Source organism: Kitasatospora sp. MBT63 (assembly GCF_000710465.2).
Taxonomy (GTDB): domain Bacteria; phylum Actinomycetota; class Actinomycetes; order Streptomycetales; family Streptomycetaceae; genus Kitasatospora.
The window spans coordinates 18,207-28,198 of record NZ_JAIZ01000583.1 but is presented as its reverse complement, the minus strand read 5'-3'; the positions used below and the strand labels follow the sequence as shown (position 1 = coordinate 28,198).

Sequence of the window (9,992 nt, the reverse complement as noted above, 5' to 3'; positions counted from 1 at the left end):
CGCCCCCCCGCCGCTGCGCCACCCGCAGCTCGGCCTTGGCGACGTCGGCGGCCAGCTCCTCGGCGATCTTGAGGCGGGCTTCGGGGCTGCGGACCCGGCGGGTGCCGTCCAGCCGCCGGCCGATCCGCTGCTGGTCGCGGAGCATCAGCTCGGGCAGCCGGGCGGCCAGCGCTCCGATGGTGGCTGCATCGGCGGGCTGGGATACGGGAGAACTCACGGGGGGCATCCCTCTAGGTTGCAGGGAGGCACGGGCGGGGCGCACCTCGGTTTTTCAACGCCTCAAGTGTCACAGAACCACGGGAGAGGGCGGTGAGGCGGCCGGGGCGGGGGCGCGGGACAGCCGGGGCGGGGCGCGGGACGGCCGGGGGCTACTTGCGGGCGGGCGTCCACTTCATCCCGAACCGGTACGCCCGGGAGATCACGTCCTGGATCCCCGGCCCGTCCGCGGGCGTGAACCAGCGCACCTCGCGGCTGACCACCAGCTCCCCCTTCTGCCGCTGCAGCAGGGCGATGGCGCAGGCGTGGGCCCTGGGCGGGCAGTCGTCCAGCCGGACCTCGATGTGGTCGCCGCGGTCGGAGGCGAGGGTCACCACCGCGTCCAGCCCGCGGAAGTCGCCGGCTCCCTCGTAGATGTAGACGAAGAGCAGCAGCTTGGCGAAGCCGCCCTGGTGGTCGAGGTTGATCGTCAGGTTCTCGCCGGTGGCGACGGCGCCGGTACGGTCGTCGCCGTCCAGCGCCACGTACGGGAACCGGTCGACCGCGCCGAAGGAGTCGCCGAGCGCCTGGACCACCGTGCGGCGGCCGTCGGTGAACTTGACCATGCAGCCCAGGTCGAGATCGATGTCCGGCGACGCGCCGGCCCGCAGGCCGGCCCGGATGCGGTGCAGCAGGCCCTTGGCCTCCTTGGCGGTGGCGAGGGCGGCCGCCCGCGGGGAGGTCCAGTTGAGGTTGACCCGGATCAGCCCGGAGGTGACTCCGCGCTTGGTGAGAGAGACGGCGGGTGCGGTCTTGGTCAGGACGACGTGGCTGGGACGGGACATGGGTGGGCCGCCTTCCGGAGGAGTCCGTCGCTGCCCGGGGGCAGGCGGGACCGGTGCCGGCCCGCCGTGCCCCGGGGGAGCGAGAACTTACGCCGGTCGCCGGGCCTTCTCGCGGACTTGGCCGATTCGTGACCGGCCGGAGGCAGGTCCTAGGGCGCGGCGGGGGCCGGGCGGGGCGGCAGCACGGCGCAGGTGGTGGTGCCGTGGGCGTACAGCCGGCCGTCGGCCACGCCGGTCACCCGGGCCTCGGCGGTCGCCACCGTCCGGCCCACGTGCAGCGCCAGCGCCTCGCAGCGCAGCAGCCCGGTGTCGGCGAACACCGGGCGGACCAGGTGCACGTTGAGCTGGGTGGTGGTGTAGCCGGTGCCGGCCGGCAGCAGGCTCATCACGGCGCACCCGAGCGCGGAGTCCAGCAGGGTGGCGAGGTAGCCGCCGTGGACGCTGCCGAGCGGGTTGTAGAGGTGCTCGCCGGTGGTGCCCTCGAAGACGGCGCTGCCGGGGCCGACCTCGGCGAGCCGGAACCCCAGGGTGCTCGCGATCGGCGGTGCCGGGATCTCGCCCGCGACGATGGCCCGCAGCACCTGCTCGCCCGACAGGCCGGTGTACGAGGCGGCCGGCGGGGCGGGCGTCCAGTGGTGGGTCCGGGTGCGGATGCCGTCGGCGGTACGGGCGGCGGCCCGAAGATCGGTGGTCATGGCACCCAACCTGCCCGCCGGCCGCGGCCCGCTCAAGTACGGAATCCGTACCTGCGGCGGCGGTACCCTGGCCCGCATGGACGGCAACCCCCGAGGCTACGGCCAGTTCTGCGCGGTGGCCCGGGCCCTGGAGGTGCTCGGCGAGCGCTGGACGCTGCTGGTGGTCCGCGAACTGCTGCTCGGCTCGACCCGCTTCTCCGAACTCCGGGCCGGACTCCCGCAGATCTCCCGCACCATGCTCTCCGCCCGGCTGCGGACCCTGGAGGGGGCCGGGCTGGTCGAGCGTCCGGCCACCGGCGGTTACCGGCTCACCGAGGCCGGCCGGGCCCTGCGCGGCGTGGTCGCCGAACTCGGCGGCTGGGCCACTACCTGGGACCGCACCGCCCTGCGGCCCGACCACCTCGACGCCCGGGTGCTCGGCTGGGACATGCACCGCCGGGTCCACCACGACCGGTTGCCCGGCCGGCCGACCCTGGTCGAGCTGCACTTCCCCGACGCCACGCCGGACCGCTTCTTCCTGCACACCGCCCCGGGCGGCGTCACCCTGTGCGCGGACGACCTCGGCCGGCCGGTCGCACTGCGGGTCGAGGCCGAACTGGCGGCCTTCACCGGCTGGTGGATGGGCGAGCTGAGCTGGGACCGGCTGCTGAAGAGCGGCGCGGCCCGGCTGGAGGGCCCGAGCGAGCTGCGCCGGGCCTTCCCGACCTGGTTCCGCGGGTACGTCTTCGCCCCCGGCGCCGGCTGAGCGGCCTCGGGCGAGCGGCCGCAGGTGGGCGGCCGCAGGTGGGCGGCCGCGGCTGGGCGGCCCCACCCGGGCGGCCTCAGCGCGCCGGGGCGATGTTCTGGTTGGCGCGGAACAGGTTGTCCGGGTCGTACGTCCCCTTCACCCGGGCCAGCCGGTCGTAGTGGTCGCGGTAGGTCGCGCGGACCCGGTCCTCGCCCTCGTCCATCATGAAGTTCACGTACGCCCCGCCCATCGAGTACGGGTGCAGCTCCTCCCAGTAGCCGACGCACCAGTCCCGGATCACGCCGGCGTTGGCGGGATCCGGGTCGATGCCGCCGAACACCCCGGACCACACCGCGTCCCGGTAGCTCCACGCGGTGTCGTCCCGGCCGACCCGGTGGGCCGCGCCGTCGACCGGGTACAGGTGCATGGTCGACAGGCCGGTCGGGATGGCGGCCGCGTACTTGGCGTGCACCTCGATCGCCTCGTCGGTGATCCGGTCGAAGAAGTCCCCGCGCCAGTACCACTGCAGTCCCGGCGGGAGCAGCGGGTCGAAGGTGCTCTGCAGCGCCGGGTAGGGGATCGGCGTCGCGAAGTGGAAGGCCGGCGGGCCGGCGTCGGCCACCGGCGCCAGGGCCGCGTCGAGGCCGTCCAGGTCGCCGGTCCAGCACCACACCACGCCCGCCATCTTGCGGCCGTGGATCTCCTCGGGGAACGGCGGCCCGGGCGGGATCACCAGCGCCGCGAAGAAGCCGCTCAGCTCGTCGGGCTGGTGCGGGAGGAACTCGCGGTACCAGCGCAGCACCTCGGGCGTGTGCTCGACCGGCCAGACCGTGACCCCCAGCCCCACCGTGCCGACCGGGTGCAGCCGGAAGGTGAAGGAGGTGACCACCCCGAAGTTGCCGCCGCCACCGCGCAGCGCCCAGAACAGGTCCGGATGGTGGCTCTCGTCCGCGGTCACGAAGCTGCCGTCGGCGAGCACCACATCGGCCGACAGCAGGCTATCGATGGTCAGGCCGTAGCGGCGGGTGAGGTGGCCGTGGCCACCGCCGAGGGTCAGGCCGCCCACCCCGGTGGTCGAGATGATGCCGGCCGGCACCCCGAGCCCGAAACCGTCCGCGGCGTGGTCGAGTTCGCCGATCAGCGCGCCGCCGGCGACCTGCGCCGTGGCGGCCACCGGATCCACCCGCACCCCGCGCATCGCCGCCAGATCGATGATCATCCCGTCGTCGACCAGGCACAGCCCGCCGCCGCTGTGGCCACCGCCGCGCACCGCGACGGCCAGGCCGTTGTCCCGGCCGAATCCGACCGCCGACATCACATCGGCCGCGTCCGCGCACGGCACGATGGCGGCCGGCCTCCGGTCGATCATCGCGTTGTAGATCTTGCGAGCCTCGTCGTACCCCGGGTCGCCCGGTCCGGTGACCGGGCCGCGCAGGGTGCCCCGCAGCGATTCGTAGGTTGCCGTGTCCATCACGCTCTCCTTGCTGCGGACCGGCCCGGCACCCGGATCGACGCGTCGCGCCCCCACCGGTCGCCCTCCGTGACCGCAGCCCACCACTCGCCCGTGCCCCTCGGGCCCGGGCCGGATGCGCGAGGGCGGGCACCGCGAGCTTGGGCGCCGCGTGAGCCGCCCGCACCTTCCAGCATGCGCCGCCGCCCCGCCCGCCGCACGGCAGCCCGACCGGTCCACGGCCAACGCCGCACCCGCCCCCGCGAGTTCGGGCAACCGTGCGGCCACCGAGCCGCCGTACGCCTCCCGCGGATCCGACGCGCACGACCCGCCGGGCGGTCCGGAACCGGCCGGTCGGGAGCCGGAACCCCGGGCGACATCCGGCGTTAGCACAACGGCCGCATCGGCCCCCGAGACTGGTGCGCGATCACCCCCGGTGACCGCTCCCGGGCTGGGAGTAGGCCCTTGATCGAAAGGCTGCGCAGCCAATGGCACCCCGCCTGTCCGTCGTCGTCCCGATCTACAACGTCGAGCCCTACCTGAAGGAGTGCCTCGACTCGATCGCCGCCCAGACCTTCACCGACTTCGAGTGCGTGATGGTCGACGACGGTTCCCCCGACGGCAGCGCGGCCATCGCCACCGCCTACGCCGCCGAGGACCCCCGCTTCCGGCTGGTCCGCCAGGAGAACCGCGGACTCGGTGCCGCCCGCAACACCGGCTGGCGGCACGCCGACCCGGGCGCCCAGTACCTGGCCTTCGTGGACAGCGACGACACCCTGCCGCCCAGCGCCTACCAGCTGATGATCGAGACCCTGGACCGGACCGGCTCCGACTTCGCCGCCGGCAACGCGCTGCGCTTCCGCGACGCCTCCGGCTACTACCCGTCCCACGCCCACCGCAAGCCGTTCGGGGAGACCCGGCTGCGCACCCACGTGACCGAGATCCCGTCCCTGGTCACCGACCGCACGGCGTGGAACAAGGTGTACCGGCGGTCCTTCTTCGACGGCGCCGGCATCCTCTACCCCGAGGGCATCCTGTACGAGGACGCCCCGGTCAGCGTGCCGCACCACTACCTCGCCAAGAGCGTGGACGTGCTCTCCGAGCCGATCTACCACTGGCGGGTGCGCGAAGGATCCGACGCGTCCATCACCCAGCAGAAGACCGACCCCCGCGGGGTGATCGACCGGGTCCGCTCGATGGAGCTGGTCCGCGAGTGGCTGCTCGCCCGCCCCGAACCCGAGTTCCGCGACTACCTGAGCTCCTACGACGCCAACAGCCTCGCCGAGGAGATCCCGATGTTCTTCTGGTCCGTCCCGGACGGCGCCCGGCCGTTCCGCGAGGCCTACCAGCAGCACGTCAGCCGTCTGCTGCACGCGATCGGCCCGGAGCAGATCGGCCGCCTCGGCGCCCAACTGCGGGTCAAGTACCGCCTCACGCTGGCCAACCGGATGCTGGAGTTCGTGCTGCTGCAGCGCCTCCACCGGCTGGCCCGCCGCCGCCCCCGGCTGCGCCGCGCCACGGCCTGAAGGGGGCGGGCGGGGCCGCAGAGGCGCCCCCCGCGTCGACGGCGCACGCCCGCGCGGACGGGGGCGTGCCCGTGCCCGGGCCGGTGGTCACCGACCCGGGGGCACCTGCCGGGAAGTCAGCTGTGCGCAGGTCACAGCAGGAAGAGCTTGGTGAAGGGTGAGGTGATCCGCTCCTGCCGGGAGCCGAAGTCGACAAGGACCGCGATCTCGCCGTTGCCCTCGACGCTGATGGTCCGGCCGAGGCCGTACTCGTCATGCGTCACACGGTCACCAACGGCGAATCGCTTGGGCGGCGGTGGGGCCGCGGTACGGAAGGGGCTGGTGGGAAGGTGGCGCCGGGGCGCGGCTGAATTCGTCATCGATGCCAGTATGCGCCTGATCCGATGTACGGGGGTGATCCGGGACCTCAAATTTCTGAATCACACGGCCCCGGCGGCGGTCCGTGCCGCCCTCGCCCGCCCGCGAGTTGATCACCACCCGGCGCGGACGGCCCACGGAGGGCCCGGTGGCGGCCCCGGAAAGTCGGCGTGAGGAAATCCCCCGTTTCGGCTCGGACCCTGCTACAGTCGTGCTAGTTGCAGTTTTGGTTCCCATGAACTTTGTGTGCGCCTGCTGGTTGTGACCGCAGGCGCATTTTGTTTCCCGGTTTTTTCTCCCGGGCGGGTCATCATGGCGGCGACGCGGAGCTCGCGAGCTGTGAGTTTCGGACTGCCCATTGAAGGAGATTTTTTTATGGCTACTGGCACCGTGAAGTGGTTCAACTCGGAAAAGGGCTTCGGCTTCATCGAGCAGGAGGGTGGCGGCCCGGACGTGTTCGCCCACTACTCGAACATCAACGCCAGCGGCTTCCGTGAGCTGCTCGAGGGCCAGAAGGTCGAGTTCGACGTCACGCAGGGCCAGAAGGGCCCGCAGGCGGAGAACATTCGCCCGCTCTGACATTCGCTGCCCGGCGCACACTGCCGACAGCCGAGGCCCGCACCGCGTCCGCGCGGTGCGGGCCTCTCGGCGTTTCCGGCCCCGCCGGGCCCCCGCCGGGCCCCGCGGGGCTCTCTCATGGGCGCCCGCCGGGTCCGTGCGGCGCGGCCTGGCCCGGGGTGCCGTGGGCCGGGTGTGCCGCGGGTGTGCGCTGGGTGCGGTGGGCGGCCACCCGGACGCGGGTCGCGCAGCGGGGGGAGCAGTAGCGCTGGGGCGTACGGCGGCCGGTGTCGAAGAACCAGTGCTCGCAGTCGGGCGCGGCGCAGCTCCCCCAGGCGCAGCCGCCGCGTTCGCCGAGCCACAGGCCGAGGGCCAGGGCGGCGGTCGACAGCAGCCAGTGCGTCAGGCCGGCCTCCCGGGGTGCCCGGGAGTGCAGGGACCACGGGCGCCCCGGGAGGCGGACCAGCGTGGGGCGGGCGGGGTAGCGGTCGAGCAGGTCGTTGATCAGCCCCGCGGCCGTGTCCTCGTCGGTGGTGGCCAGGATGCGGACCAGGTGGGCGGTGGCCCGCCTGAGCTCGTCCGCGTCGGCGTCGGTGAGCGTGAACGGCGGGCCGCCGTGGCGTTCGACGAGGGCCTGGAGAGCGGCCGGGCCCGCGCCGGGATCGTCCTGGACGGTGTTGGCCAGGTCGGCGATGAAGTGGAGCCCGCGGGGATTGTTGTCGCCGAGTTCCGCAGCCATGGCCTGGTCCTCCGTGTTCTGTCGCGTTGGGTCGGTGGCCGGCGGCCGGTGTCCGATTTTCGGGATCAACGGTCCGAAATCCGGTGCGCGGCCGGGCCCGAAGGGTGAGCCCGACCCAATGGTAACGTCTAATCACATAAGTTGGCGTTACGCCCTGGGGGCGTGCCGTCCCACTCGCCGTGCCCCGGGGCCGTACGTCCTGCGGGGGTGGCCGGGCCCTGGGGAGAGCCATGCGTGTCCCGACGACGACGCCGGTACTGATCGTGGGCGGCGGCCCGGTCGGCCTGACCCTGTCGGTCCTGCTGTCCGAGTACGGCGTGGACCACCTGCTGGCCGAGGCGCGCCCGGGTACCTCCCGTCATCCCAAGGCCCGTGGCGTCTCGGCCCGTTCGATGGAGATCCTCCGGCGCTGCGGCCTGGAGGACGCCGTCCGGCAGGCGGGGCTCCCGGCCTCCCAGGTCTTCTTCTACCGCGGCCGCGACCTGGTCGACCCGGAGTTCGTCCGCACCGGCGTTCCCGTACCGGCGCAGGACGGCCGGGAGCCCACGCCCGCGCCCGGCCTGATCTGCTCCCAGGACGCCCTGGAGCGCGTCCTGGCCGACCGGGCCCGCCGGCTCGCAGGGCCGGCCGTACGGTTCGGCACCCGGCTGGAGTCCTTCACCGAGCGGGACGGCGCCGTCCACGCCGTTCTGGAGGACCGTGCCACCGGCCGTCGGCAGACCGTACGGGCCCACTGGCTGATCGGCTGCGACGGGGCGTCCAGCACCGTCCGTACCGGCGCGGGCATCGCCATGGAGGGACCCACGGGCCTCGGCCACTACCTCAGCATCCGGTTCGAGGCGCCGCTCGGTCCGGTGGTGGCGGACCGCGCCAGCGCCTCGTACTTCCTCACCGCGCCCGGGCGCGGCGGCTTCATGGCGGTCGACAACGACCGGCACTGGATCTACCAGCACCCCTTCGACCCCTCGGCCGGGGACATCGACGGGGGTCCCGGCGGGGATCCCGCCGGGAATCCCGGCGGGGATCCCGGTGAGCCGGCGGCCGGCCGGGACCGGACCTCCCGGCTGGTCGCGCTGGTCCGGGCGGCCGCCGGCATCCCGGACCTGGAGGTCACGGTCCGGGACACCATGGCCTGGCGGATGGATGCGCGGCTGGCCGCCGGGTACCGCCGCTCACGGGTGCTGCTGGCCGGCGACGCGGCGCACGTGGTGCCGCCGACCGGCGGGCACGGGATGAACACCGGGATCGGTGACGCCGACAACCTCGCCTGGAAGCTCGCCGCCGTCACCGCGGGCCGCGCCGCCGACGCGCTGCTGGACACCTACGAGGCCGAGCGCCGCCCACTCGCCCGGCAGGTCATCGACCTGTCGCAGGCCAATGCCAGGGCCCGCGCGGGCTACCGCATCGACGACGAGCTCCTGCTCACCGCCGCCTACCGTTCCACCGCGGTCCTCCCCGACCCGGGCGCGGCCGACCACGCCTCTGCCGGCCGGTCTCCGCTGGACCCCGCCGGCCTCGGCCCGGACGCCGCCCCCGGGGAACGCGCCCCGCACGTACGGCTGACGGGCGCCGACGGGATCACCTCCACCCTGGACCTGGCAGGCCACGGCTTCACCCTGCTCACCCCGGCCGAGGCCCCGGCCTGGCGACGGCAGGCCGAGCACGCGGCGGCCGCCGGGCTCCCCGTCACGGCCCGGACGGTCACGGGCGGCGACAGGAACGAGAGCGAACCCGGCAGCTGGGCGGCCCGCTGCGGCATCCCCGGCAGCGGCGCGGTCCTGGTCCGCCCCGACGGCCACCTCGCCTGGCGGGCCACCGGCCCGGCGCCCGCCGACACGGGCCACCTCACGGCCGTGCTCCGGAACATCCTCGGAATCCCGGGCGCCTGAGGCAGCAACAGCCGCCGCTGGTGGGCGGCAGATCCGGCGACTGCGGGAGCGTCAGGTCGTGACGGAAATGTGTTCGCGTGTGGGCGATGTCGTTGATGTACGATCACCCGGCCGACCGCCGCGAAGCCCGCAGCGGGGCTCGTACGTATTCGTATCCCGGGGGACTGTTGAAGATTCGTCGTTCGCTCGCCGCTGCCGTTTTCCTGGCGACCGCCGCCGCACCCGTCGCCATGGGCGCCGCCCCGGCGTTCGCCGACACCGCCCCGGCGGGGCACGAGCAGACCGACCCGGCCGAGACCAAGGCGGCCGAGACGAAGGCGGACGAGGCGAAGACGGACGAGGCGAACCGGGCCGCCATCGAGAAGCTGCTCGTTTACCCGAACGACTACCTGCTCACGGACCCGAGCGCCTACCTGCGCGAGCACGCGGCCGCGGCCCTGGCCGGCACCCCGGCCGACCGGGCGCACTTCCTGGCCGTGGAGGTGGACGGGATCCGCCGGGACGACGCGCGGATCGCGATCGCCCGGATCATGAACGCCGCAGGCCCGGTGCTCAAGAAGCAGTGCAGGGCTCTCGTCGACTCGGACGACGTCGAGGCGCTCCGCGCGTTCCTGAAGACCGGCCAGTACGTCGCCCGGGCGGAGGACGAGAAGCGCGCCGCGGAGGACGACGACCGGCTCCGGCTCAGCCAGATCATGTCGGCCGGTGGCCCGGCGGTGCGCAAGGCCGCCGGAGCGGCGTTGGACGGCAGCATCGAGGACGTTCGCGCGTTCCTGAAGACCGGCCAGTACGTGGCCCGGGCGGAGGACGAGAACCGCGCCGAGGTGCAGCGGATCCTCGACGACCCGAACAGCGGGCCGGTGGTGCGGGAGGCCGCGCAGAAGGCGCTCGCGGGCTCGGCCGCCGACGTCGAACACTTCCTGAAGGAGGGCCAGTTCACGGCCCGCGCCGCGGACAAGGCTGCGGCGGAGGCCGCCCGTGGCACCTCCGGCTCCGCCCAGCCGGGCACCA

The 9,992-nt window shown here is 73.9% G+C and carries 11 protein-coding genes; 5 read left to right on the top strand and 6 right to left on the bottom strand.

What is annotated here, in order from left to right; translation table 11 throughout:
- The 3 genes from AA75_RS52590 to AA75_RS30840 form a co-directional block, all read right to left on the bottom strand.
- Nucleotides 1–217: hypothetical protein (locus AA75_RS52590; RefSeq protein ID WP_233289272.1), on the bottom strand; the 217-nt coding region annotated here is incomplete at its 3' end.
- Nucleotides 218–368: 151 nt separating this feature from the next.
- Nucleotides 369–1,040 carry a hypothetical protein gene (locus AA75_RS30845; RefSeq protein ID WP_033823600.1) on the bottom strand — a complete coding sequence of 224 codons (672 nt, stop codon included), beginning with the start codon at nt 1,038–1,040 and terminating at the stop codon, nt 369–371.
- A 149-nt stretch (nt 1,041–1,189) separates the two neighbouring features.
- Entirely contained in the window at nt 1,190–1,735 is a 546-nt protein-coding gene (locus tag AA75_RS30840; RefSeq protein WP_033823599.1) for a PaaI family thioesterase, read from the bottom strand.
- On the opposite strand from AA75_RS30840, the gene AA75_RS30835 reads away from it, so the two are divergent.
- A complete protein-coding gene (locus tag AA75_RS30835) occupies nt 1,734–2,480 on the top strand; it encodes a helix-turn-helix domain-containing protein (RefSeq protein WP_199520453.1) in 747 nt (248 codons plus the stop codon). The two genes, AA75_RS30840 and AA75_RS30835, sit on opposite strands and share 2 nt — an antisense overlap.
- A 76-nt stretch (nt 2,481–2,556) precedes the next feature.
- Here the strand turns inward: AA75_RS30835 and AA75_RS30830 are convergent, their stop codons facing one another.
- Nucleotides 2,557–3,933, bottom strand: coding sequence for an FAD-binding oxidoreductase (locus AA75_RS30830; protein ID WP_033823598.1), 1,377 nt, complete (start codon nt 3,931–3,933; stop codon nt 2,557–2,559).
- A 467-nt stretch (nt 3,934–4,400) separates the two neighbouring features.
- Here AA75_RS30830 and AA75_RS30825 point away from each other — a divergent pair, with 467 nt between their 5' ends.
- A complete protein-coding gene (locus AA75_RS30825) occupies nt 4,401–5,438 on the top strand; it encodes a glycosyltransferase family 2 protein (RefSeq protein ID WP_033823597.1) in 1,038 nt (345 codons plus the stop codon).
- 131 nt (nt 5,439–5,569) lie between these two features.
- Here the strand turns inward: AA75_RS30825 and AA75_RS30820 are convergent, their stop codons facing one another.
- Nucleotides 5,570–5,797 (bottom strand): hypothetical protein, encoded by a 228-nt coding sequence (locus tag AA75_RS30820; RefSeq protein ID WP_033823596.1) that lies wholly within the window; start codon nt 5,795–5,797, stop codon nt 5,570–5,572.
- Nucleotides 5,798–6,170: 373 nt separating this feature from the next.
- Between AA75_RS30820 and AA75_RS30815 the strand changes: the two genes are divergently transcribed.
- Complete coding sequence (locus AA75_RS30815) at nt 6,171–6,374, top strand: cold-shock protein (protein ID WP_033823595.1); 204 nt, start codon at nt 6,171–6,173, stop codon at nt 6,372–6,374.
- Between the two features lie 115 nt (nt 6,375–6,489).
- Here AA75_RS30815 and AA75_RS30810 read toward each other — a convergent pair whose 3' ends face one another.
- Nucleotides 6,490–7,092, bottom strand: coding sequence for a CGNR zinc finger domain-containing protein (locus tag AA75_RS30810; RefSeq protein ID WP_051813810.1), 603 nt, complete (start codon nt 7,090–7,092; stop codon nt 6,490–6,492).
- Between the two features lie 230 nt (nt 7,093–7,322).
- On the opposite strand from AA75_RS30810, the gene AA75_RS30805 reads away from it, so the two are divergent.
- A complete protein-coding gene (locus AA75_RS30805) occupies nt 7,323–8,981 on the top strand; it encodes an FAD-dependent monooxygenase (protein ID WP_033823594.1) in 1,659 nt (552 codons plus the stop codon).
- Between the two features lie 167 nt (nt 8,982–9,148).
- A partial coding sequence (locus AA75_RS30800; RefSeq protein WP_149038474.1) for an ALF repeat-containing protein occupies nt 9,149–9,992 on the top strand: 844 nt, incomplete at its 3' end.